We start from the raw sequence: 25,001 nt of genomic DNA on the forward strand, positions 1-25,001 counted from the left end.
AAATAGTGCAAAAATCTAACCATCTGAAGAATATATATCTGGAAGGCCAAAGGCAATCAGAGGCTCGAAGTACCGCCTCTGGTGAAAGCACGATTAAGAGTTTCATTCAAAAGATTAATATAAAATAGAGATAACCTTAACCAAGCTTACCACATAATTTATGGGAATAAAGGTGACGCTGAAATAGATAGATAGCATGAACGTCTATGAACCATTTGACTACATTAGAGAATTTTAGCTGGTTGGATCATTAGCCGACTTTACGTATAAAATCTAAGTCTACCAACAGTCGTCGACCGTCTGATACAACAGGGAATTGTGCAGGCAACAACACCTGTATTTGAAAGAGTCTTTTTTAGATAATAGTTTTGATTTTAGACCTAACGGGAATGTCCATGACGCCATAAAACGTGGCACAGAATTCCATTAAGTATTTGAATTAGTCTAAATAGTATACAATTATGAGTTCAATTAGGTATATATTATAAATTATAATGAATAGTATGTTGTATAATTTGATATACCATAAGATATGGAGGAATATATGCATGAGTCTATTAGATAATTTACAAATTAATCCTGATAACAATAGGGTTGAGACAGTTTCATGGAAAATCTTTGATACTTTAATTCATGATTTTGGATATGAATATTTACGAAGTGTACAAAAAGACTTTCTACAGCGATGGGAATCAAGACGAGATGAAAAGGACTTATTGGGAGTGTTGAGTACAGGAACTGGAAAAACACTTATTGGCTTACTTACGCTACAGGCTCGGCTTAACAAAGGTGAAGGACCATGTATTTATTTATGTCCTAATAATCAATTAGTAGATCAAGTAATTGCTGAAGCAAAGCACCACGGAATTAAAGTGGTCACTTTAATTGCAGGTAGAAATGGGAGAGAAGCTTTTCCATTCGAGTTTACAAGTGGGAAGGCAATATTAGTCATAACATTTTCGACAATGGTTAATGGATATTCGCGTTTTGGAGTCGATGGAGCTGATTATGTACAAGTTGGATCTATTGTTATTGATGATGCGCATACTGCTATTTCGTTAAGTCGCCAAGCGGCTACAGTAAGTATTATTCGGGATGATAATAAAGGAAGTTTGTACAACCGTCTTTTAAATTTATTCGAAGATGATTTAAAGAAACAAAATAATGCAAAATATACACTAATAAAGTCTGGTGCATATTCCAAAGCAGTTATGTGTGTACCATACTGGTTAGTTATTGATTATAAAGAACAAATCGAAAAAATTCTAAACGATACTGATGATCAAAATAAGTTTAATTTGCCCTTTGTTTTAAATAATATTAATAATCTTCAAATTACAGTTGCTAGTGATGAAATTGATATTAGTCCGATGCACACTCCTATCGAAATGATTCCTTCTTTTTCAAATGCTGATCATAGGTTATTTCTTTCTGCAACATTTACAAATGGTGCAGACTTTATCACTGAGTTGAATGTGTCGGAAGAAACGTTAAAGAAACAATTGGTTGTTGATGGGGCAGATGATAATGGTGAAAAATTGATTATTGCTCCTCAACGCATTCATCCTCAATTTACTGACCAAAGGATGAGGGAGAAAATTATTAAATGGGTTGGTGATGAAGTTATTAATACAAACGTGGTTGTATTAGTTCCTTCAAGATATGCAGCAAATCCATGGGAAAGATTAGGTGCTAAAGTATTCGATGGCGCTGATATTTATGAACTGATTGATATGTTAAAGGTGTCAAATAATAAGGTTGCTGTAGTTGTTAACCGGTATGATGGAATTGATCTTGCTGGAGACTTGTGTCATTGTTTGGTTCTGGATGGACTTCCTACTCAATCTACAAATAGAGAAAAAGCAATCTCTCAACGTGAACCGGGATCTGAAGAAGTATTGGGACAAACAGCACGAGAGATTGAGCAAGGAATAGGTCGTTCTGTAAGATCGGGAGCAGATAGTTCTTTGATATTCTTGTTGGGAACTTCTTTACAAGAATTTGTCGCATTGCCTAATAACAAGCATTTATTTACTGACAGAACACAAGCACAGTTACAATTTTCGGAAAAAATTTTAAATGTAATAGGTGAGAGTAATTCTAACGAAGATGAAGTTGAAAATAAAATGTTAGAAATAATGCAGTATTCGCTTAATCGGAATATGCAATGGCAGAAAACATACCATGATAATGTCAACCAAAACTATGAAGTTCTTTTTAAAGAAACGAAACATATATCATATGCACATGCTGAGAGCATTAGAAAGGCATGGATATATGCAATACAAGGAAATTACGTAGAAGCGGTTAGTTCATTAAGACAAATAACTGAAAAAGATGAAGGTTCACTTAAAGATGAGGATATTATGCTGGAACAAATTGCAACATATCAATATCATTTTGACAAAAATAAAGCATTGGATACGCAATTAAGGGCAAAAAATCTAAACAAATTTTTGTTTACCCCATCATTTTATCAGTATTCTAAACGTACCCGAAAAACGATGGAAGCAGGATTGGGATTCAAAAGATTAATCGATTCGTTTAATGCTGAAAATGGTAATGATTTAGCGATATCCTTTAAGTCGCAATTTGACAAACTAATATATGATGAATCCGCAGATGAATCTGATTTTCGTAAAGGTATAGAGTTTCTTGGAACAATGTTGGGATTTGACTCTAGTCAACCTGAACAGGAAATTGATGTAGGACCGGATAATCTATGGATTGGCGAAAATATTGATTTTATCCTTGAAAGTAAAAACAAAGCCACGTCTGATTTTATTTCTAAAGTATACGCTGAACAGCTAGCAAGTTCATTTTCTTGGTATAAGCATACATATCCAAGAAGAAGTGGAATTATGATTTCATTGCATCCAGTAAATTTAATGGATAAACAGGCATTTGTAGATGGTGTCATTTATGTCTTGACTAAAGAAAAATTAAAAACATTATCAGCAGCATTAAGAAATGTTTTAACTCGATTGAGTTCAAAGAATCCAACCGAATGGACAGTAAAAGAACTTCAAAACATGTTGTCTGACAATTCATTAACCGAAAAACAATTTATTTTAAAGTATACCGAAAAGGTGAAAAGACGGAGCTAAGAAGATTATTTTTATTTTTTAAATGGGGGAATATGGATTCCATATAAATACGGTTATAAATTTTTGATTTTGAATAAATGTGGGGACTTTTATGGATCCGAAGGCTAGATAAGTAATTTATACTGCTGTGTGACTAGTGTGAGCCAAGGTCTAGTGCCTTGTTTTTAGCTTGCAAAGAATACGAATCTCAAAATACGTCAGTGGAGTAAGGACTAAAGTCTAACACCACTTGTACTACGGTTTACGTTACTTGCAGTCTTCGGCTATTTTTTTATACTTGAGAGTATTTATAATATTTTGAATAGAGTAATATTGATGGTGATATGAATAGGTATTTTAAAAGGGAGATTTATAAATGCTAGAGATTGATAAGTTATCCACAAGTTATCAAGTTAAGAAACTAACTCCACGTGATGCTGATCATGCGTTGAAATTGGTTCAGAGTAATCAAAATTTCTTTAATTTCTGTCCACCAGCTCCAACTCGTCACAGTATTTTGGAAGATATGAAGGTTGTTCCAGCTGACAAAACTTTGGATGATAAATATTATTTAGGCTATTTTGATGACGATAAATTGGTTGCCATTTTGGATTTAATAACTGACTATCCAGCTCCGAAAGACGCTTGGATCGGCTTTTTCATGGTTGATTCTGAATATCAAAAACAAGGAATCGGCTCTAAAATTATTGCTGATTTAGAGGCTGCTTTGGAGAAGAGTGGTTTGGTAAGAATTGAATTAGCTTTTCCTAAAGGGAATGAACAGAGTCAAAAATTTCTTTTGAAGAATAAATTTCAGTCGATGAATCGAGAAGTTCCGGTACCTGGTTATACAATGGTGATTATGGAAAAAGTTTTCCACAAGGATAATAAATAAAAAAATCGTAGAATTAATTTTCTACGATTTTTTTATTTGGCCACGATATCTGTATAAATTGTAATTCCCATCATTATTAGAATACCAATACCGATTAAGCCAATGACTATCATATGACGTTTCTTGTTCATCAAGAAAATAGCGACGAATTCACGGATCAAAGCGTTAGGTAAGAAATAAAGTCTGGTTGGAGCTCCGACACCGTTGGCTGCAAGTCCTGCCATTTTAGCATAGAGTCCAGCTCGGAAGATGTGATAATTATTACTGAAGAATTTGATATAAGCATTGTCAGCACCGTAATCCTTTTGAATAATAGCGTTTGAAAATTGCATGTTCTGTAAAGTATTACGAGATTTGTCCTCTAAGATAACTAATTCCTCGTGCCAACCATGGGCAATTGCGTAATCAGCCATCGCTCTAGCTTCAGATAATTTTTCGTCAGGTCCTTGTCCGCCAGAGAAAACAATCTTTGGAGCTGGACGACCCTTTTTAATCTGCTTGTTAGCAAATTTAATGGCTGCGTCTATCCGGTTACCTAATAGCTTCGAAACAGTGTCACCGTTGATTAAACCGGCTCCTAGGACAATTAGATAGTTGGCTTTATAACGCCGTGGTAAGAATTGATATAAGAATGCACTGGCTAGATAGTTATATGAACAGAGCATTATATATAAACCTATGATAGGTAAGCCTGAGATCAAAGTGTTGAACCAGCCTGGTAGGAATCTCGAATGACTTGCTATGACACTATTGGCAAACCACAATGCGATTAGAAAAATTGCTAAAAATAATGTCAGCATATTTGAAACTGTATGGCTTTCGCGTTTCCAAACGACGATGGCATTCCACAACAGCAACGCCCACATGAACAGCATTACTAAACCAATTCCAAGCAGTATTAAAACAAATAGAACTCCCATGACGACAATGAATTCCTGATTGCCGGTACTGAAGATAAGTACTGCCAGCTCTGCTAAGAAGGTAATGAAGAAGATGGTAAAAGTTATCCCATGAATCAGTCTGCGTGGTTCCTTAAGCCAGAAATATAAGAATAGTCCGAATATAACGAATGTGGCTAGTCCCAGGTACAGAGAGATTTGCTGCAATTCATTGATATACGGAGAAATTTCGTTCATAAAATCACCTCACTATAAAAAATATGTTTCCCCCTGAAATAATCATATTAATTTTATCATAAGGAAGTATTTAGTCCGAGTGAAAACCTATTGTTTTAAGTATCACAACTTATGAATACTTAGTAATACTTACAAATACATATAAAGATGTTAAAATACTTATAAGAGGTGAAAATATGTATCAAGAACAGCGTTTAGAAGAAATTTTAAAGTTATTGCGTGTGGATAATGTTTTGACGACTGAGCAGATGATTGAACATTTTCAGGTTTCTCGGGATACGGTCAGACGTGATTTTGCCAAGTTATCGCAAGCGGGTAAGGTCAAACGAGTTCACGGCGGAATCATGCAGTTACCAGCTAATAACGAGATAATTTCATTTAATGATCGATTGAATGAGTTCAGTGATGCCAAGAAGCATATTGCCGTGTTAGCTCAAGCGTTTATTCAGGCTCAAGGTACATATTTCTTTGACGTTTCGACGACGGTCTTAAAACTGGCGCAAATAGTCGATACTAAGGCAACGATTTATACACATTCATTGGATAACGCCATTATGCTAAGTGGGAATCCGAATATTGATTTGCATGTATTAGGAGGGCAATTTTCCACGAAGAACCGTTTCTTTCATTCATTGAATGAAGCTGAAATTTTGAAACGCATCAATTTTGATGTGGTATTTATTGGAGCCGCCGGGTTGAAGGATGGTCAAGTTAGTTTCGAAGATCAAGAAGACGCCTACGTTAAACAATTGATTATGAAAAATGCCAAGACTAAGATTTTATTGGCTGAAAACACTAAATTCTCTAAGGAAGCAACTTATTCAATCGGTGATTTATCTGATTTCGATTATCTGATTACCGATGTTAAACCAAGCGCAGAAGTGATGGCTGCAACGACTGTTAAATACTGAGGAGGCACGATGATGATGGAAATTAAATTAATCTTGAGCGATATTGATGGCACGATTTTAAATGATGATAATGTAATCGATACGGACTTAAAGCAAGCTGTAAAGAGACTTGGTCAAAAGAATGTGCCATTTGTGCTAGCATCTGCCCGTTCGCCTGAAGGGATGTTGCCAATTGCTAAAGAACTCGATGTTTTAGACAATCCAATTGCATGTTATAACGGCGCTTTGGTGGTAAAAGACCTTGATAAGAAGGACTTTACAACTATTTTGAGTCATGAACTTGAGACCAATGATGTTAAAAATATTAATGATATTATCCAGAAACAATATCCCACCGTTTCGGTAAATCTATATTCGGGTTCAGATTGGTATGTTGGCAGTATCGACAAATGGGTCAAGATTGAAGCAGATATTACTAAAATGACTCCTGTTGTAACGGATCTAGAACGGTTAATTTCAGCACATAAAGTACCGGTACATAAGCTTTTATTGATTGGTGAGCCTGATGAAATTAGTCAAGTTTTACAACACCTGCGTAACGGTGAATTTGCTGACAGTTCATTCTATCTTTCGAAGCCAAACTATCTGGAGATTACTAATAGTCATGTTTCCAAAGAGAAGGCCTTGCGAGAGTTGGCCAAAGTTTATGGATTATCACTTGATAAAACAATGACATTGGGTGATAACTTCAATGACGTGCCAATGTTAAAGTTGGCTGGGTTAGGCGTGGCAATGCAAAATGCACCAGCTGAAGTTAAAAAGTGTGCTAACGTGGTAACAGAGTCTAATAATAAAAATGGCGTTTCCAAAGCCATTGAAAAATATGTTTTGTAATGAAAGAAGTAATCGTTATGGAGAAAGTTTCAATTATTAGAGGAGATATTTCATACTTACCATTTCACGTAGACGCAATCGTCAATGCAGCTAACTCTGCTTTAGTGCCTGGCGGTGGAGTTGATGGGGCATTGAATCGTAAAGCTGGTCCCAATTTGGGCCGTGATATGTTGAAATTTGGCGGTACACCAACTGGTACAGCAGTTTATACGAAAGCCTATGATTTGAACGCTGACTATGTAATTCACGCAGTTGGTCCCCGTTATAACGATGGTGAACATGGTGAAAAGCAGCAATTGATCGATGCATATGCAGCATCGATGAAGATTGCTCAAAAGTTAGAAGCTAATTCAGTCGCACTACCATTTCTAAGTACTGGCATATACAGTTATCCATTGGAAGAAGCAATCATGGTGGCGATAGATACTGTTATGAAATTCAATTTAGATGCTAAAGTTTATTTTGTGGCGTTTGATGATACAACGGAAGAATTGGCTAAGAAATATTTGAAGAGTAAGAACTAGTGCATTAGACATTTTTGTTTATATACTTTTTGTCAGGATACCGATATATCAACTAGATGTTTTACTTATGTTTGGTTACAAAAAATACACTAGCCTACGGAGAAACTTCTAATTAAATTAAAACAATTCAAATAAACCTATTGACAAATATTCAGTTAAGCTTTAATCTCTTAACAACAAATCAATTCGTCCATAAACCGATGAGATGGAAGTCAAGATTATCGTGCACGCCCAGAGAGTTGCCGGTGCTGAGAATGGCAATCGAACGCAGATAGTTAAATGGACCATCGAGGGTCTCTCCGAAAAACTTTGAGTACGGGAGAACGTTAGGCATACGTAAGTTGTCGGAGGGATGTTAGTCCCTCGCTAAGAGTAATGGGTGACAGGTTGTGAGTGTTTTTGCGATACTCTCAGACTATCGATCCGTTAAAACAAGGTGGCACCGCGGAAAATCCGTCCTTTAAACTGTATAAGTTTATGGGCGGATTTTTTTTATTCTCAGGAGGTAGCACAATGAAAAATGAACGATGGCAAACTTCAAATTGATTAGAACATAATATTAAATTAATTTGGAGGAATTACTCATGAAAGAAATGCAAAAAGATACTCAAGATGCCAGTCATTACGGTGAATTTGGCGGTCAATATATTCCCGAAGGTTTGATGAATGAACTAAATAATGTTGCGGATGCTTATAACAAATATAAAGATGATCCTGATTTTCTCAAGGAACTTCATGATTTGTTAAATAATTACGCTAATCGTCCATCACTTTTATATTACGCAGACAAGATGACGAAAGATCTCGGTGGAGCTAAGATTTATCTTAAACGTGAAGATTTGAATCATACCGGTGCTCACAAAATCAATAACGTTATCGGTCAAGCATTGATTGCTAAGCGAATGGGAAAAACACGTTTGATTGCTGAAACAGGGGCTGGTCAACACGGTGTTGCTACAGCTACGATTGCTGCACTTTTCGGAATGGAATGTGAAATTTTCATGGGAAAAATTGATACTGATCGTCAAAAGTTAAACGTTTATCGGATGGAACTGCTTGGTGCCAAAGTTCATCCCGTAACTAGTGGTTCAATGGTTTTAAAAGATGCTGTTAACGCTGCTTTACAAAACTGGGCTTCAAGAATTGATAATACTTTTTACGTGTTAGGGTCAGCCGTTGGTCCATATCCATTTCCTGAGATGGTTCATGATTTCCAAAGTGTTATCAGTAAAGAGTCCAAAGCTCAAATTTTGAAAGCTGAGGGTCGCTTGCCGGATACTGTTGTTGCCTGTGTTGGTGGCGGTAGTAATGCAATCGGTAGCTTTGCCAAGTATATTGACGATAAAGACGTTGAATTAATTGGCGTTGAGGCTGGTGGTAAAGGTGTTGATACTGACCAAACTGCCGCAACAATGGAACGTGGTACTGTAGGAATTTTCCATGGTATGAAGTCATTATTCTTACAAAATTCCGATGGTCAAATCGATCAAGTTTATTCAATTTCCGCCGGTCTAGATTATCCAGGTGTTGGGCCAGAACATGCCAGATTAGCTGAATTAAAACGTGCCAAATACGTTGGTATTACTGACGATGAAGCGGTCGATGCTTTTGAATATATCGCTAAAACTGAAGGCATTATCGCAGCAATTGAAAGTTGTCACGCCATTGCCTATGTGATGAAATTAGCTCCAACGATGCGCAAAGACCAAATCATTATTTGTACAGTGTCTGGTCGTGGTGATAAGGACGTTGCATCAATTGCTAAGTATAGAGGGGTAGATATCGATGACTAATTTAAAAGAAGTATTTGCAGATAAAAAGGTGTTCATTCCGTTCGTAGTTGCTGATGATCCAGACGTTGAGACTACTGTTCAAAGTATTTTGACCTTAGCTGAAAATGGAGCTGACATCATCGAATTAGGAGTACCATTCTCAGATCCAGTAGCCGATGGACCAGTGATTCAAAAGGCTGACTTACGTGCGTTTGCGGCTGGAGTTAATAGAAATGTTATTTTTGAAATTGTTGAAAAAGTTCGTGAAATAAGTGATGTACCAATAATTTTTGATACGTATTTAAATATTCCATTCAAGTATGGTTACGATAAGTTTTGTCAGAAATGTCAGGAGTTAAATGTTGCCGGATTGGTTATTCCTGACGCTCCAATTGAAGAACAAGCTGAGTTGAAACCATTCGCGGATAAATATGGAATTGATTTAATTCCAACAGTTGCACCAACATCAGCTGGTCGAATTGAAAAACTAGCTCAAGCTGCTGAGGGCTTTATCTACGTAATTTCAATTTTTGGTGCAGCTGGAGTGAGCGATGAATTGGCTACACAACAGTTACAAGCAACAGTTCAACAAATTAGATCGGTAAGTGACGTGCCAATTGTTACCGCTACGGAGGAAGTCGAAAAAGCTGCCGGTTTAGTTGATGGAATTCTTATCGAGAATGCAGTGGTTAAAATTATTGCTGCCGGTGGGGATGTTCAGAAGAATTTGAAGGAATATGCTGTTAATATTAAGAATAATCTCGCTATAAAAGCGTAATAAAAAGGGTGCTAGATGATTAGCATCCTTTTTTGATGTAGATATTCTCATGGATTGTATTTCAGCGTATAAATTGAGTTGGATATAATAAAAGCAATTGAATACTCTTAAGTTCAATTAATAACGATTAATTAGTCGGAAGAGCTGGGAAATAATTGTGTGCAGTGGTAGTGGTATAAGGACGGGATATTATCCCGTCCTTATACCACCGGGCGTGTTTGGAGACTTGACGAACTGTGTCAAGGCTTCAAACCGAGGTTCGAGACCGCACTTTGGCTCGGACCGTTCCGCACAGCTTGAGGATATTTCCCAGCTCTGTAGACGGCATATTTAATTAAAATGTTACATAATAGGCACCTAAAAGTACCTATATCACAAAAAAGTGCATACTATCCAAGTTATCCAATTCGGTTTATATTAGTAATACGAATTCAACAACAAGGAGATTAACATGATTACTTCATTAAATGATCGCATTAAATTGAACAACGGCACTGCCATTCCCGGATTGGGTTTAGGTGTCTTCCAAATCCCTAACGAGAAAACAGCAGATGTTGTAGCTAACGGCATCAAACAAGGCTATCGTCTGATTGATACTGCACAAGTTTATGGCAACGAAGAGGGTACTGGCGAAGGTATTCGTCGTGGTCTAAAAGAAAATAATTTACAACGTGAAGATTTATTTATCACTTCTAAAGTTTGGAACAATCATTTAACCTATGACGAAACGATTGCTGCTGCAAATGACAGTCTTCAAAAATTAGGGCTCGATTATCTAGATTTATATCTGATTCATTGGCCTGGCGATGATTCTTTCAAAGATTCATATTTGGCATTGGAACAATTGTATAAAGAAGGTAAAATCAAGGCGATTGGTGTCAGCAATTTCCGAACTCACCATTTAGAGGAATTGGCTAAATTTGCCACAGTCACACCAGTTTTGAACCAAGTGGAATCACATCCTAAATTGATTCAAAGCGAGCTTCGTGACTATGCAGCCAAGCATGATATTAAAATTCAAGCTTGGTCACCATTGATGCAGGGTAAGATTTTGAAGGATGCAACGTTGCAAGCTATTGCTGACAAGTATGGTAAGTCAGTTGCTCAAGTAATTTTACGTTGGGATATTCAAAGGGATGTTCTACTGGTTGTTAAGTCAGTTCACCCAGCACGTATGCAAAGCAATGCCGATGTTTTTGACTTCACTTTGGACCAAGCTGATATGGATAAAATTAACGCCATGAATGAAAACCTGCGTGTTGGGCCCAACCCAGACGAATTTGATTTCTAATTAGGAGGTATTTTTAATGGATCTTCATTTAAAAGATAAAGTAGCTTTAATTACCGGCTCAACTAAGGGTATCGGTAAGGCGATTGCGATTGAAATGGCCCGCGAGGGAACTAATGTCATTATTAATGGAAGAAAACAGCCAGAAGTTGATAAAGTTGTAGCTGAAATTAAGCGTGATTTTCCTGATACAAAGCCATTAGGAGTTGCAGCAGATTTGGCAAACGAGACTGACCGTCAGAAGTTATTTGATCAAGTATCGAAAGTCGATATTTTGATTAACAATATGGGAATTTTTCAGCCTATGGATTATTACGATATTGACGATGAAACTTGGGAGAAGTTCTTTCGCGTCAATGTGTTAGCCGGGAATTCTCTAGCTAAATTTTATTTACCAAAAATGCTTTCCCAAGATTTCGGTCGCATCATCTTTATTGCAAGTGAAGAGGCCATTATGCCATCTGGAGAAATGCCTCAATATAGTATGACAAAGTCGATGAATCTTTCATTGGCAAAGAGTTTATCTAAGCTGACTGTTGCTACTCATGTAACGGTTAATACCATCATGCCCGGCTCAACTTTAACTGAGGGTGTCCAGAAGATGCTCGATGATATGTATCAAGACAGCGATTTGCCTAAAGACATGTGGGAAAAAGATTTCATGAAACATCACCGTTCACGCTCGCAAATTCAACGTTTGATTCGTCCAGAAGAAGTTGGTCGGTTTGTGGCATTCGTTGCCAGTCCCGATTCATCCTCATTTTCAGGTGAAGCATTACGTGTCGATGGTGGCTTAGTTCCAACTATTTTTTAAATAAGAACATCAAAAAAGCAGGTGCTGAGAAAAGTCTCAGTTGCCTGCTTTGTTATTTAGATTGAATTAGTTAACGACTTGTTCTTTAACATATTCTGCATATAATGCATGGTCTTTCAATAGTTCTTGATGTGTACCATGTCCAGTAACGGACCCATTTTCAATGAAATAGATTTGATCTGCATCAACGATTGTTGACAATCTATGTGCGATAACTAAAGTGGTTCTGCCAACCATCAATTGATCCAAGGCACGTTGAACTTTTTCTTCCGATTCTGAATCCAGACTAGCAGTAGCTTCATCCAACATCAAAATCTTGGGATCACGGAGAAATGCTCTAGCAATAGCAATTCGTTGCTTTTGACCACCGGAGAGTTTAACGCCACGTTCACCGATTTGAGTATCGAGTTGGTCAGGGAAGTTGTGGACAAATTCGTCTGCGTAAGCCAGTTCTAGTCCGTGCCATAATTGGTCATCAGTTAGTTGCTTGTCCAAACCGTATTGCAAATTATCGCGAATACTACCGGCAAAGACAGCACTATTCTGAGAAACGTAACCAATTTGTGAACGCCAACTAGCAAGATCAATATCTTTAATATCCTGTTTGCCAATTAAAATTGTTCCATCATCTGGTTGATAAAATCTTTCTAGTAGTGAGAAAATTGTTGATTTACCACCACCAGAAGGTCCAGCAAAGGCAATAACAGTGTTAGGTGTAGCTTCGAATGAAACGTCGTGTAAAATTTGCTTATCAGTATCATAACTGAAGTCCAAGTGTGCAGCGGTAATAGTTTGACCTTCAACATCAACGGATTTTCCAGTTGTGGCAACTTCTGGTTCAGTATTCAAAATTTCTTGAATTCGTTCAGTTGAACCCATAGCTTTTTGAACTTGGGAGAAGAATGTAGCAAAACTGGCCACAGGTGTAATGATATTGAATAAATATAGAAGGAATGCGACTAGAGAACCACTTGATAAAGTACCTTGTTGAATTCTAACAGCACCGTATCCTAGGATTCCGACGAAGATACCCAACATAGCAGTTGTCATGATTGGTTGTAAAACAGCCTCAACACGGGCATCTTTAATTCCAACTTTAAAAATTTTATCAATTAAATTGCCACCAGTAGTTTTTTCAAAAGATTCACCATTACTAGATTTGATCAAACGAACTTCAGATAATTTTTCACTGGCATCAGCATTGAAGTCAGCTGTAGCAGCTTGTAATTTCCGTCCCAATTTTGACATTATTCGACCAATTGGCAAGAGAATTAGTACGAAAATTGGGATAATACCAAACATCAATGATGCCATGCGCCAGTCCATGAAGAAAAGAATAATCATTGAACCGACTAATTGAATAGCACCGGTGATAAAGTTGGGAAATTGTGACGTAATTAAATCCTTGATAACACTCGTATCATTGACTAAACGTGAACTAGTTTCACCGGATTTGTGATTATCGAAATAATCGACTGGTAAATTCAAGAGGTGAGACCAGAGTTTTTCACGTAATGTTTTAACAGAGCTTTCGCCGACATAACGCAGAATGTAGCCTCCGACTGTCCCAAATCCCAATTGGATCAAGAAAGCTAGAATCAAAACAGCCAACATTTTACCGTCAATTTTAGAAAGCCCACTCGTGTCAACTAGGCCTTTCGTAAGCTGTGGCACAATCAAACTGGCACCACTAGTAACTAAACTTAGTAGCATCCCTAGAATAAATAAGCCTTTCTTAGGGTTAACACTACTGATTAAATGCATAAAATCTCGAAACTTGAATGTACCATTACGCTTTGGTAATTCAGCTCGCATCATTGCTCCATCGTGCATTGTATTATCCTCACTAAATTAAAATTTATAACCATTCCAAAAGTTATTGTGAAAGTCTGGGCGGTGTCCGTGTCCAAAGTTTTCGTGACCATTAAAATCAGGACGACAGCGACCATCAAATGGCATATTTCGCATATTCTTGTGCATTTCATGACGCAAATTCTGGATTTCTTCATCAGTCATGTCATCACGCATGTGCATCATCTGATCACGCATATTTAACATGGCCTTAAATTTATCAGTTGGATCAACGAATTTAGCTGAATTATTTTTAAAATCTTCATCCCAACCGTCAGAAATCTTTTGAAGATATTCACTGAATTGAGCCTTCTCGTCATCATTTAACCCAGCAAAGAAGTTTTCACTATAATCTTCATTCTTGAGTGAAGCATTTTCCTCAGCCTTTTTACGGCCAGCGTCAGTTAAGTGAACATGTTTTGTACGCTTGTCCTTTTCATCCTCAGTCCGAGTGATGTCGCCATTATTTTCCATTTTCTTCAATAGTTCAGCGATTGAACTAGGGCGAAGATCCAGAACCTCAGCTAGATAATTTTGAGTTAAGCCATCTTCAAGGGTGAGAATGGCTAGAACTCGTTGTTGGCCAGTGAGTTTCTGTTTCTTTTGGCCCATATAGAAATTACCAGCCTCACTGATAAAGCGAAGCTGCTTCATTAAGTCTTCTGTAAGTTTACTCATATTTAAAATCCTCATTTCGTTTATATTAAATTAATTCGGTACCAAACTTTATTGCAAAACGAATTATAGTTCGGTACCGAATTAATTGCAAGCTTTTTATTTCTGGGGAAGTGAAACTAATTATTTGACATTGATTAATAAAATGAATAATATGTACAGATGGTAAAAATTACTATTTAGTTTTATCTGGGGATGCCGCCGAAGGTGGGCAACAATCTCACTTGCTGTGGGACCGGTTCGAGCCAAAGTGCGGTCTCGAACCTTGCTTTTGAGCCGAAACCCACGTCTCAAAAGTCGTCCCGTGATATAAGGACTTGCGTCCTTACATCACCTTCACGGCTGGTGAATTGTTGCCCACCTTCGGCTAGGGTGTTTGTGCTTATTTTTGGTGTTGGATATTTTGATTAGTATTGTTGATATCTAGATTGTTGGAATCAGCGCGATAGTGAATTTAACCTAATATCTGAACATTGGGTTAGATTATTGGATTTTTATCATGGTTTAAAAATAGAAAAGATAAAATTCTTTAGTTATCGATGATCAGATCAATAACTATTTTAAAGAATTATCAAATAAAAAATGCATTAGCCTCCGGTTGTCAGTAATGTAAACCGCCGTGCAAGTGGTGTTGAGGCTTTAGCCTTTACTCCACTGACGTATTTTGAGATTCGCGTACTTTGCGAAGCTCAAAATCGAGGTTCGAGACGCAAGGCTTGAACCGGCCACATGGCAATCTACATTACTGACAACCGGAGGCGGCAGTCTATAAAATAAAGAGGTTATTATAATGGCAAAAAAATCAAAAATTGCTAGAAACAAAAAACAAATGGAATTGGTAGCTCGCTATGCTGAAATTCGTAAAGAATTAAAGGCTAAAGGCGATTACATTGCTCTTTCTAAACTACCAAGAGATTCAAGTCCCGTTCGCTTAAAGAACCGCGATTCATTAGATGGACGTCCACATGCATACATGCGCAAGTTTGGGATGTCTCGTTTGAATTTTAGACAATTAGCTCATGCTGGTCAGATTCCTGGCGTTAAAAAAGCTAGTTGGTAAGGAGAAAATTATTATGGAAAAAATGAACACTGCAACGGCTTATCGTATGTTGAAGAGTCCTAATAAAAAGACTCGCAAACGCGCTTTACGTGCCATTAAGGACAGTAAACGTAAATAAATTAATATTCTAATAATGTGATGGAAACGCTTTCTTTTCCTGTTATAATTAATTTGTGAAGGATTTAATTATATGGGAAAAGAGGGGACAATTATGGCTAATGCTAAAAAGAAGAAACACAGCTTTCCTTCCGCGTATACTGTTATTATTATTGTTTTACTTATGGTTCAAGTTCTGACATTCTTTATTCCGTCGGGTAAATATAGTACCTTGGAATACAATTCAGGCTTGGATAAATTTGTTATTACCGAGGCTTCTGGTAAGACTCTTAAAGAGAGTGCTACACAAAAGACGCTCGATAAGTACAAGATTAAGATTAAAGTTTCCAAATTTAAGGATGGTACAATTTATCGTCCGGCAGCAATTCCCAACACGTATCACGAAATCAAGAAACCAAAACGTGGTGTCTTAGGGACTATCAATCAATTTTTGACGTCACAAGTTCAAGGTATTGTTGATAGTGTCGATATCATTGTTTTCGTGCTGATTCTTGGTGGAGTTATCGGGGTCGTTAATAAAACTGGAGCGATGAACTCTGGGATGATGCGACTGTCTGAAAAACTAAAAGGTAAGCAGAAATGGTTGATTGTTATCGTTACAGCGCTGATTGGTTTAGGTGGGACTACTTTTGGATTAGCTGAAGAAACAATTGCCTTTTATCCAATCCTGATTCCAATCTTTCTACTGGCGGGGTATGATACGTTGACCGTGGTTGCGGCGGTATATTTAGGTACCGCGATTGGTTCGATGAGTTCGACCATTAATCCGTTCTCAACAGTTATCGCTTCAAACGCTGCTGGTATCAACTTTACTGATGGGATGACTATGAGAGTTTTGATGTGGGTCGCATCTATTGGTATTTCAATTATTTACACGATTCACTATGCTGAAAAAGTTAGAAAAGATCCTTCGAAATCATTCGTTGCTGATCAAGCAGAGTCTGATAAAGAAAAGTTCTTGGGCGATTTAGATTTAGACAGTAAAGGTGACTTTACGATGCGCCAGAAGTTATCACTAATCGTCTTTGCATTAGGCTTCGTAGTTATGATTTATGGTGTGCAGCAATTAGGCTGGTACTTCACTGAAATTGCTGTAGTCTTCTTAGCTGTAACATATGTTTTGATTTTTACCGCTGGTTTGAAAGAAACTCAATTTGTCGACAGTTTTGTTTCCGGGGCTGGAGATTTACTTGGAGTTGCTTTGACAGTTGGTTTGGCTAGATCAGTTGGTATCGTAATGGAAAATAGTTACGTCAGCGATACCATAATGAACTACTTCAGTAACCAAATTAAAGGTATGAACAGTGTCTTGTTCATCTGTGTACTATTCTTCGTTTACATTATCCTTGGATTCTTCATCCAATCATCATCAGGTTTGGCCGTACTATCAATGCCAATCATGGCGCCATTGGCCGATGTAGTTGGAATTGACAGATCCATGATTATCAACGCTTATAACTGGGGACAAGGATTAATCGGACTAGTTGCACCAACAGGTTTGATTTTAGTTTCCTTGGCAATGGTTAACGTTGGTTTCGATAAGTGGATGAAATTTGTCACGAAACTTTTAATTATGATAGTTGTTTTGATACTTATCTTCTTGAGTGTCGGAGTATTAATTTAAAAAATATTAATATAAAAATAATCCCTACTATGTTTTTTTGATGAATTGTTAGGTTCATCAGATTAGGCATATAGGGATTTTTTTTGTATCAAAAACTATTAAGAGCAATATATGAGAATAAATCAGCAAGATTTAGCGATGTATGTAAGCGCTTTTCAAGATACTATAACTGTGTTGATTAAGAAGACATCTCAACAAGATACGGAATAGAGGTACTTATATGACAAATGATTTTTTGTGGGGTGGTGCGATATCTGCCGCTCAAACTGAAGGTAATAAAGATAAAGTGAAAAAGCAATTGTCAAATTTTGACATTCTTCCAATGGATTCACGACGACTCCAATTGGTTTATAAAGATGATTCTAATAATATTTTTAATACATATAATAAAGATCATCATCCAAGTGAACATGGAATTGATTTTTATAATACTTATGAAGATGATATTGATTTGATGCACGAATTAGGCATCAACTCTTTCCGGTTTTCAATTTCTTGGACCCGACTTTTTCCAACTGGAGAGGAAGAGAGTCCTGATAAAGAAGGTATGAAATTTTATCAAGAAATTGTTAAAAGACTAAGAAATTATGGAATGGAGCCAGTCGTAACATTAAGTCATTTTGAAATTCCAATTAACTTAATAAAAAAATATGGTGGTTGGTCTAATCGAAAGGTAATAAATTTATATATTCGATATGCTACAGCTGTTATGAAAGAATTTGCATCAAGCGTAAAATATTGGATACCTTTTAATGAAATGAATATGATTTTACATATTCCGTTTATTGGTGGTGGATTAATCTTTGACAGAAATGAAAATATTCTTCAAAGAGAGTATCAAGCGGCACATTACCAATTGGTTGCTAATGCCCTAACAGTGGAAATCGGAAAGAAGATAAATCCCAAGTTTCAATTTGGGTGCATGCTGGCGGCGGGTAGAACCTATCCATATACTCCCAAGCCTGAAGATGTTTGGGCGGCAAACTTAAATGATCGTAACGCCTTATTATTCTCAGATGTTCAAGTACGAGGAAACTATCCAACTTATTTTGAATATTTATGCAAGACAAATAAATTCCAATTGGATATAACGAATGATGATTTGAAAGTCTTGAATGACAATACCGTTGATTTTGTATCATTTAGTTATTATTCTAGTGCCTGTTCTGCAGCTGAATCAGATGGCTTAGAACGGATAGCAACTAATGGATATCAAACGTTGAAAAATCCGTATTTATCTAATGAGACTAGCGTTTGGCAAAACGATCCGATTGGTTTACGAATCACATTAAATCAATTATATGAACGATACGAGAAACCGGTATTTATTGTTGAAAATGGTATTGGAACAACAAAAGATGAATTGGTTTCTGGACAAGTACACGATTCGTATCGAATTGAATATTTACGAAATCATTTTGAAGAGTTAAACAAAGCTCGAAAAGAAGATGGAATTCCAGTGATTGGATATCTAATGTGGGGCGTAATTGATCTTGTTAGTGTCAGTGAAGGTAAAATGTCAAAGCGTTACGGTGTTGTATATGTTGATTTAGATGATAAGGAACAAGGTTCTAATAAGCGATATAAAAAAGATAGTTTTTATTGGTATCACGATTATATTCAGCAACAATTAGTAGGGGGAAGAGAAAATGGCTAAAGATTATTCGAAATTAGCAAGAGATATTGTAGCTGGCGTCGGTGGACAAGATAATATTAATTCACTAGTACATTGTGCTACGAGATTACGTTTTGATTTGAAAGATGATAAAAAAGCTAATCAAGATGCAATTGAAAATTTGGCTGGAGTTGTCACTGTTGTTGAAACTCCAACGCAATATCAAGTAGTTATTGGAAATGAAGTTGAACATGTTTTTAACGCAATTATAAAATTAGGTGTAACCAATGGGGATTTTGACGCAACTTCAACAACTACAACTGATACTCCTGACAAAAAAGAAAATAATCAAAGTATTTTTGGAAAGATTATTGATGCAATCACAGCTTGTATGACTCCAATGATTCCGGCACTTACTGCTGCTGGTATGATTAAAGTTATTCTTTCACTTGCGACAACTTTTAAATGGATGAGTACGGCGGCACCAACGTATCGTGTTTTAAATATTATGGGCGATTCAGCATTTTACTTTATGCCCATTCTTCTAGCTATTAATGCGGCAAAACGATTTAAAGTAAATACGTCATTGGCAGTAATTGTTGCAGGAATTTTCTTACATCCTGGTTTCACTTCTTGGGTTGCATCAGGAAAACCAATTTCATTTTTAAGTGTACCTATTGCACCAGATACTTATGCAGCAACCGTTATTCCAGCTTTATTGATGGTCTGGATAATGAGTTACATTGAAAGAGGTGTTGATAGAGTTACGCCTAGTTCTTTAAAAATTATTCTTAATCCAACTCTAGTGCTTTTAATTAGTGCACCAATAGCTTTAATAGTTGTTGGACCATTAGGAACTTATGCTGGTGCTGGATTAGCTTGGGTAATCAACATTCTTCAAGGTCGTTTAGGATTTATTATGGTTACATTATTGGCCGCAGGGATGCCATTCATCGTTATGACTGGTATGCATCATGCTTTAACACCTATTTTTCTTTCAACCTTTGCAGCAACAGGGCACGAATCATTGATTCTTGTTGCTCAAGTTTGTTCTAATTTGGCTCAAGGCGCTGCTGCCTTGGCATTTGGACTAAAAACTAAGAAGACTAATTTGAAATCTTTAGCTACATCCTCAGGTATTTCAGCAATTATGGGTATTACAGAACCAGCAATGTATGGTATTAATTTGAAATATAAGAAACCACTTATTGGTGCGGTAATTGGTGCCAGTGTTTCTGGATTGTACGCCGGTTTAATGGGAGTTACATTGTATGTACCTCAGAATAGTTTCATGGCTATTTTAGGATTAAACGGGGCTAAAGGATTACCAAATGTTATCAATGGTGTAATCATGATGATTCTTTCATTAACCGTATCGTTTGTTGCCAGTTTAATCTTGTCAGATGATAAAACTAAGAAACAACCAGCTACAAAGAAAGAAACCAATTTAAATATTTCAACGGTTAACTAATTAATGATGGAACGGTAGATGATACTGTTCCATTTTCTTTGGAGAAAAATTTATGAATAATGAAAAAGTTATTACTACAAGTGATTTAATATCAGACGATCCTAGTTATTTAGAAACTATTTTTTCAATTGCCAATGGTCATTTTGGAATTCGAGCTAGTAATCCAATAGTAAGTTCAGAATCTGCAGGAACAATAGTTAATGGATTTTATGAAATGTCTGAGATAAATTACGGTGAAAAAGCATATGGATATGCTGAGAATAATCAAACAATCGTTAATTTACCAGATGTGCGTGCTATCAAAATCTTTGATAGTGAAAGTAATGAATTCTCTCAATCAGAATTGAAATCTGAAACCTTGGATATGAATACGGGATTATTAACGTCAGTTTATAAACTATTAAATCCAAATAATCAAGCAATTGAATTGAAGTTACAATCAGTTTTGCAACAGACGGATAACCATGTTTTGGGATTGCGTTATACGATTAAATCAATTGATTATACTGGTAGAATTAAAATTACTAAGCATTTTGGAATTAATAATGATACAGCCGAAACGGATGATCCTAGAAAGTCTCGTTCACTACACACGTTAACTTATGATAGAAATAAGATTGACGATTCTTGTGAGGTATTGGAAGTCAAGACTAAAAAAAGTCAACTGGTTATTGACTTGGCAATTTGTTCACAGCATGCATTAGAAGAAAATCTAGAGTTAAATCAGCCTGTTGATTTTGATATCATTGCCTTAGTAGGTGATATAAATACTAAATTACAAATGATTAAACCAAGTTTTTCGGAGATTCTAGCCGATTCAAAGTCCTTCTGGCATGAGTTCTGGCAAAATAGCGAAGTTGGTATTGATGGTGATGAAAGTTTGAATCAAGCCATACACTATAATTTGTTCCAATTGACGTCATCGACCGGTCGAGATGGAAAGACTAACATTCCTGCTAAGGGTCTTTCTGGAACGGGATATGAAGGACATTATTTCTGGGATACAGAAATGTATATGTCGCCATTCTTTGCATATACGAATCCCCAAATTGCCCGTGAACTGATTCTTTACCGATACAGTATTCTAAATGAGTCTAAGAAGCGGGCTAGGGAGTTAGGCGTTGATAATGGCGCACTCTTTGCTTGGCGCACTATTAATGGTGAGGAAGCCAGCGCATATTATCCAGCAGGAACAGCACAGTATCATATTGATGCGGATATTTCATATGCAATTGATCGTTATTATAAGGTCACGTTGGATAAAGATTTTATGAAGAAATATGGTTTGGAAATTGTTCTGGAAACAGCTAGATTCTGGCGCTCGTTTGGAAGTTTCAATAATAAAGGCTTTTGCTTTTTTGATGTCACTGGTCCAGATGAGTACACAGCGATAGTGAATAATAATTATTACACTAATCGAATGGCCAAGTTTAATATGGAGTTTGCTGTCAAACTGATTGATGAATTTCCAGAACAGTCTAAAAGACTAGGTGTGACAGAAGAAGAATACGATAGTTTAAAGGATGCTGCTGAGAAAGTTTATCTTCCTTATTCGGAGGCAGAACAGATTAATCAACAAGATGATAGTGCTTTTGATAAACCGATTTGGCCATTTGAAGATACACCTAAATCGAACTATCCATTGTTATTACATTACCATCCGCTGAAAATTTACCGTTATCAAGTAAATAAACAGGCAGATACTTTATTAGCTGACTTTTTATTTGATGATATTTCTCAAAATCAATTAAAACGTGAATATGATTACTATGAGAAAATAACGACACATGACTCTTCACTTTCGAGATCTATATTTAGTGCTTTGGCAGCTAGAATAGGTTTAAAGGAAAAATCCTATGATTATTTTATGGATACAGTTAAGACTGATTTGATTGATTTGCAAAAAAATACTGCTGATGGATTGCATGTAGCAAATCTTGGTGGTAGTTGGCTTACCATTGTGATGGGATTTGGTTGTATTGAGATAAAGGACTCACTATTAGTAATTAATAATAATTTACCTAATAAATGGAAAAAGTTATCCATTCGCATCAAGTTTCAAGGAAGATTAATAAAGATAACGTACCTTCATGCTAAAACTGTAATTGATATTCTGGATGGTGAACCATTAAATGTAATCGTTGATGGAATTAAGAAAAATATCAAATAGACGATTATTTTTGATAAGATTGACTTGATAGGGGGGATAAGATGACCATTTATTTGGAAATGCCACGTTTGAATCCAGACCTAGGATTTAAGTTTCTTAAAAATAAAGGCGATATTTTAACTACCCCACATTGGCATCGAGAATATGAGTTGATTTTAATAACTAATGGCAAAATTAATCTAGGCATTAATGATAATCAGTATCAGTTAAGAACAGGTGATATGGCATTTTTTAAAAGTGGTGATGTTCACTATATTGTTGCGACACCAGAAACTAATCGTTACGTATACCAATTTGATATGTCACTTTTCAACGAGACAATTGTTGAAAAATTACATTTAGTCGATAAGTTGAACGAACTTTCACAGGTTAGTTTGTTTTGGGATAAAAAAATCAATGATAAAATGAGAGACATTTTATTAACGATAGTTAATGAAGAAGATTCAGATAGAATTGACCGAGACTTTGCGGTCGAAGGTTTGATGTATACTTTGGTAACCTTGATGATACGAAAATTACCAAAAGATAATGAGATTCAACAACCCAAAATAAATATTAAAAGTAAAACCATTTTGGAGACTTTGAATAAAGTATTTAAATTTGTTGAAGTGAATTACCAAGAGAAAATCACTCTAGAAGACGTTTCAATGAAAGCTGGATTTAGTCCATATTATTTCACACGCTTTTTTAAAAAGAATGTTGGACAGACGTTTGTCGAGTTTTTAAATAACTATCGTATTGATAAAGCCAAATGGGAAATTATAAACACTGATGTTTCCATAAGTAGTATTTTGAATCAATCAGGGTTCTCCAGTAATAAAACTTTCTATAGAGTTTTTAAGAGTCAAGTGGGAATGACACCAAAGCAATATCGCATGAAATATAATATTAGCAAGTAAAATTAGAAGTTGTTGAAAAACAACTTCTTTTTGTTTTGTTGCGACTTACAACTCCGTTATAATTGAGTTAATTCTTTTTGTTTTGGAGGAAAAATATGTCTGATTATAGAATTGAAGAAGATACGTTAGGTGCTGTCAAAATTCCAGCTGAAGCACTCTGGGGTGCGCAAACTGAACGTAGTCGTAATAATTTTTCAACTGGTGCTAAGATGCCATTGGAAATTATCAAGGCGTTGTTACAGATAAAAAAAGCGGCTGCAATTGCCAACAAAGAGGTTCAAGCAATTGATGCTAAGAAAGCTGATTTAATTGTTGAGGCAATTGATCAACTCTTGAGCCTTGATGATGCTGACTTGCGAAAGGATTTTCCTTTGGTTGTTTATCAAACGGGTTCTGGTACGCAAACTAATATGAACGTTAATGAAGTTGTGGCGCACGTTGCCCAGAGAATCAATTCTGAAATCCAAATTTTGCCTAATGACGATGTCAATCACGGTCAGAGTTCTAACGATATTTTTCCAACAGCAATGAACATAACAGCTGCCATAGCGGTTGATAAACTTGAGGTTTCAATTCAACATTTGATTGATGAATTGAAGCAAAAACAAGCTAAGTATTGGAAAACTGTCAAAATTGGTCGGACACATTTGCAAGATGCCACACCTTTAACTTTTGGACAAGAAGTCAGTGGTTGGGTCAGCATGCTTGAACATGACTTGTCTTACTTGAAGATGTTGAATAAAACTCTTGGCGAATTGGCAATGGGGGGAACAGCTGTCGGAACTGGTTTGAACGCTGCACCACACTTCGCTGATAAGATTGCTGAACAAATGAGTGTCGTTTATGAGCATGAATTTACAGCTGATACCAATAAATTCTTTGGACTAGCGGCTCATTCTGGTTTAAATGTTGTTCATGGTGCTATTAAAACTTTGGCTAGCGATTTGTTGAAGATCGCCAATGATGTTCGTTTTCTTGGTAGTGGTCCCAGATCTGGTTATGGCGAATTGAATATTCCAGCCAATGAACCTGGTTCTTCAATTATGCCCGGTAAAGTTAATCCTACACAGGCTGAAGCAATTACGATGGCTGCGGTTCGTGTCATGGGAAATGATGTAACTATCAATGTGGCTGCCAGTCAAGGTAACTTTGAAATGAATGTTTATAAACCTGTATTAATTTATACATTTTTGGAATCAGCTGATTTATTAACTGGTACGATGTATGGCTTCGCTGATAAGATGATTTCCGGCTTGACAGTCAATGAAGAGCGTATGGAAGAATTGGTCGACCGTTCACTGATGACCGTTACCGCCTTGTCGCCACACATTGGTTATCACGAAAGTGCCGAGATTGCTCAACAAGCACTGCATGATGGCACGACATTGAAGGTTGCGGCACTTAAATCTGGCTTGGTAACTGAGGAACAATTTGATAAATGGGTTGTACCGATTGATATGACTAACATTGAGGAGAAATAG

The 25,001-nt window shown here is 36.4% G+C and carries 20 protein-coding genes; 17 read left to right on the top strand and 3 right to left on the bottom strand.

Features of this window, described 5'->3' with window-relative positions:
* The first annotated feature begins 548 nt into the window (after nucleotides 1–548).
* Together JP39_RS02045 and JP39_RS02050 are read left to right on the top strand one after the other, a co-directional pair.
* Nucleotides 549–3,107, top strand: coding sequence for a DEAD/DEAH box helicase (locus tag JP39_RS02045; protein ID WP_041501359.1), 2,559 nt, complete (start codon nucleotides 549–551; stop codon nucleotides 3,105–3,107).
* 355 nt (nucleotides 3,108–3,462) lie between these two features.
* The gene (locus JP39_RS02050) at nucleotides 3,463–3,981 is read left to right on the top strand and encodes a GNAT family N-acetyltransferase (RefSeq protein ID WP_041501360.1); all 519 of its coding nucleotides are present in this window, start codon (nucleotides 3,463–3,465) and stop codon (nucleotides 3,979–3,981) included.
* A gap of 32 nt (nucleotides 3,982–4,013) precedes the next feature.
* Here JP39_RS02050 and JP39_RS02055 read toward each other — a convergent pair whose 3' ends face one another.
* Complete coding sequence (locus JP39_RS02055; protein WP_041501361.1) at nucleotides 4,014–5,117, bottom strand: YdcF family protein; 1,104 nt, start codon at nucleotides 5,115–5,117, stop codon at nucleotides 4,014–4,016.
* 176 nt (nucleotides 5,118–5,293) lie between these two features.
* On the opposite strand from JP39_RS02055, the gene JP39_RS02060 reads away from it, so the two are divergent.
* The 7 genes from JP39_RS02060 (at nucleotide 5,294) to JP39_RS02090 (ending at nucleotide 12,038) form a co-directional block, all read left to right on the top strand.
* Nucleotides 5,294–6,028 carry a DeoR/GlpR family DNA-binding transcription regulator gene (locus tag JP39_RS02060; RefSeq protein WP_041501362.1) on the top strand — a complete coding sequence of 245 codons (735 nt, stop codon included), beginning with the start codon at nucleotides 5,294–5,296 and terminating at the stop codon, nucleotides 6,026–6,028.
* A gap of 9 nt (nucleotides 6,029–6,037) precedes the next feature.
* Nucleotides 6,038–6,862 (top strand): Cof-type HAD-IIB family hydrolase, encoded by an 825-nt coding sequence (locus JP39_RS02065; RefSeq protein WP_041501363.1) that lies wholly within the window; start codon nucleotides 6,038–6,040, stop codon nucleotides 6,860–6,862.
* On the top strand, nucleotides 6,862–7,386 hold the full coding sequence (locus tag JP39_RS02070) for a macro domain-containing protein (RefSeq protein WP_245626344.1): 525 nt from the start codon (nucleotides 6,862–6,864) through the stop codon (nucleotides 7,384–7,386). Before JP39_RS02065 ends, JP39_RS02070 begins: the two co-directional genes overlap by 1 nt.
* A 584-nt stretch (nucleotides 7,387–7,970) precedes the next feature.
* Nucleotides 7,971–9,179: a tryptophan synthase subunit beta gene (trpB, locus tag JP39_RS02075; RefSeq protein WP_048699295.1), complete on the top strand. Its 1,209-nt coding sequence runs from the start codon at nucleotides 7,971–7,973 to the stop codon at nucleotides 9,177–9,179.
* Nucleotides 9,172–9,936 (top strand): tryptophan synthase subunit alpha, encoded by a 765-nt coding sequence (gene trpA, locus JP39_RS02080; protein ID WP_041501365.1) that lies wholly within the window; start codon nucleotides 9,172–9,174, stop codon nucleotides 9,934–9,936. Before trpB ends, trpA begins: the two co-directional genes overlap by 8 nt.
* Before the next feature lie 451 nt (nucleotides 9,937–10,387).
* Nucleotides 10,388–11,227, top strand: a complete 840-nt coding sequence (locus tag JP39_RS02085; protein ID WP_041501366.1) for an aldo/keto reductase — start codon at nucleotides 10,388–10,390, stop codon at nucleotides 11,225–11,227.
* Between the two features lie 16 nt (nucleotides 11,228–11,243).
* Nucleotides 11,244–12,038: an SDR family NAD(P)-dependent oxidoreductase gene (locus tag JP39_RS02090; RefSeq protein WP_041501367.1), complete on the top strand. Its 795-nt coding sequence runs from the start codon at nucleotides 11,244–11,246 to the stop codon at nucleotides 12,036–12,038.
* A 66-nt stretch (nucleotides 12,039–12,104) separates the two neighbouring features.
* Here the strand turns inward: JP39_RS02090 and JP39_RS02095 are convergent, their stop codons facing one another.
* Complete coding sequence (locus JP39_RS02095) at nucleotides 12,105–13,871, bottom strand: ABC transporter ATP-binding protein (protein WP_048699298.1); 1,767 nt, start codon at nucleotides 13,869–13,871, stop codon at nucleotides 12,105–12,107.
* Nucleotides 13,872–13,889: 18 nt separating this feature from the next.
* Nucleotides 13,890–14,567, bottom strand: coding sequence for a MarR family winged helix-turn-helix transcriptional regulator (locus JP39_RS02100; protein WP_041501368.1), 678 nt, complete (start codon nucleotides 14,565–14,567; stop codon nucleotides 13,890–13,892).
* A gap of 787 nt (nucleotides 14,568–15,354) precedes the next feature.
* Between JP39_RS02100 and rpsN the strand changes: the two genes are divergently transcribed.
* The 8 genes from rpsN to JP39_RS02135 all read left to right on the top strand — a co-directional run bounded on the left by rpsN (nucleotide 15,355) and on the right by JP39_RS02135 (nucleotide 25,001).
* A complete protein-coding gene (rpsN, locus tag JP39_RS02105; protein ID WP_041501369.1) occupies nucleotides 15,355–15,624 on the top strand; it encodes a 30S ribosomal protein S14 in 270 nt (89 codons plus the stop codon).
* 13 nt (nucleotides 15,625–15,637) lie between these two features.
* Entirely contained in the window at nucleotides 15,638–15,742 is a 105-nt protein-coding gene (locus tag JP39_RS12650; RefSeq protein ID WP_169751859.1) for a putative metal homeostasis protein, read from the top strand.
* Nucleotides 15,743–15,835: 93 nt separating this feature from the next.
* Nucleotides 15,836–17,365 carry a YfcC family protein gene (locus JP39_RS02110; RefSeq protein ID WP_041501370.1) on the top strand — a complete coding sequence of 510 codons (1,530 nt, stop codon included), beginning with the start codon at nucleotides 15,836–15,838 and terminating at the stop codon, nucleotides 17,363–17,365.
* A 220-nt stretch (nucleotides 17,366–17,585) separates the two neighbouring features.
* Nucleotides 17,586–19,022: a family 1 glycosylhydrolase gene (locus JP39_RS02115; protein ID WP_041501371.1), complete on the top strand. Its 1,437-nt coding sequence runs from the start codon at nucleotides 17,586–17,588 to the stop codon at nucleotides 19,020–19,022.
* Nucleotides 19,015–20,451 (top strand): PTS transporter subunit EIIC, encoded by a 1,437-nt coding sequence (locus tag JP39_RS02120; RefSeq protein WP_048699303.1) that lies wholly within the window; start codon nucleotides 19,015–19,017, stop codon nucleotides 20,449–20,451. The genes JP39_RS02115 and JP39_RS02120 overlap by 8 nt, the downstream gene beginning before the upstream one ends.
* A gap of 52 nt (nucleotides 20,452–20,503) precedes the next feature.
* A complete protein-coding gene (locus JP39_RS02125; RefSeq protein WP_041501372.1) occupies nucleotides 20,504–22,621 on the top strand; it encodes a glycoside hydrolase family 65 protein in 2,118 nt (705 codons plus the stop codon).
* A 41-nt stretch (nucleotides 22,622–22,662) separates the two neighbouring features.
* Nucleotides 22,663–23,520: an AraC family transcriptional regulator gene (locus tag JP39_RS02130; protein ID WP_041501373.1), complete on the top strand. Its 858-nt coding sequence runs from the start codon at nucleotides 22,663–22,665 to the stop codon at nucleotides 23,518–23,520.
* Nucleotides 23,521–23,615: 95 nt separating this feature from the next.
* Nucleotides 23,616–25,001, top strand: a complete 1,386-nt coding sequence (locus JP39_RS02135; RefSeq protein WP_041501374.1) for a class II fumarate hydratase — start codon at nucleotides 23,616–23,618, stop codon at nucleotides 24,999–25,001.

The sequence above is a fragment of the Companilactobacillus heilongjiangensis genome (assembly GCF_000831645.3).
GTDB lineage: Bacteria > Bacillota > Bacilli > Lactobacillales > Lactobacillaceae > Companilactobacillus > Companilactobacillus heilongjiangensis.